Raw genomic sequence first — 667 nt, 5'->3', positions numbered from 1 at the left:
CGTCATTATCACAATCGTTTGTTGATGTAATAACTTCTGTAATATCTGCTACGTTGTAATCACATGCATCGTTTGGATCTGTTCCGTTTGTAACTTCTGTTCCGTCTAATACTCCGTCTCCATCTGTGTCAATGTCATTATCTAAAATTGTTACTATACCACTTGGATCTGTATTAGTGGTATTTCCACTATTTACAATTCCGTCTACTGTAAACGTTTCATCTAATTCAACTTCTATATCATCTGTTGTTGGAATCACAACATCTACACTTGTATCACCTGCTGGTATGGTAACTGTAGTCGTTACTTCTGTATAGTCATCCGTGCCTGCTGTTCCCGTTGTCGTTACAATATCAACTACTGTATCAACACTACTTGGATTGTCTAAACTTACTGTAACGGTAGCATCATCGCCTTCTGTTACGGTTACATCACTGATACTTACTATTGGAGCATCATCATTATCTAAGATAGTTACTGTTCCACTTGGATCTGTGTTACTCGTGTTTCCACTAGTTACCGTTCCGTCGACTGTAAAGTCTTCATTTGGCTCGTCTGTTGTATCATCTGTTGTTGGAATCACAACATCTACACTTGTATCACCTGCTGGGATTGTTACTGTAGTCGTTACTTCTGTATAGTCATCCGTTCCTGCTGTTCCGGTTGT

Annotated in this window: 1 protein-coding gene; it reads right to left on the bottom strand. The window is 39.1% G+C overall.

The features are described 5' to 3' along the window. The coding region (locus tag JAO71_RS15730) for a Calx-beta domain-containing protein (RefSeq protein ID WP_317193486.1) at positions 1-667 on the bottom strand (667 nt) is incomplete at both ends.

It is taken from the genome of Olleya sediminilitoris, from assembly GCF_016785945.1.
GTDB classification, from domain to species: domain Bacteria; phylum Bacteroidota; class Bacteroidia; order Flavobacteriales; family Flavobacteriaceae; genus Olleya; species Olleya sediminilitoris.
This window is presented reverse-complemented; position numbering and strand designations above follow the sequence as displayed.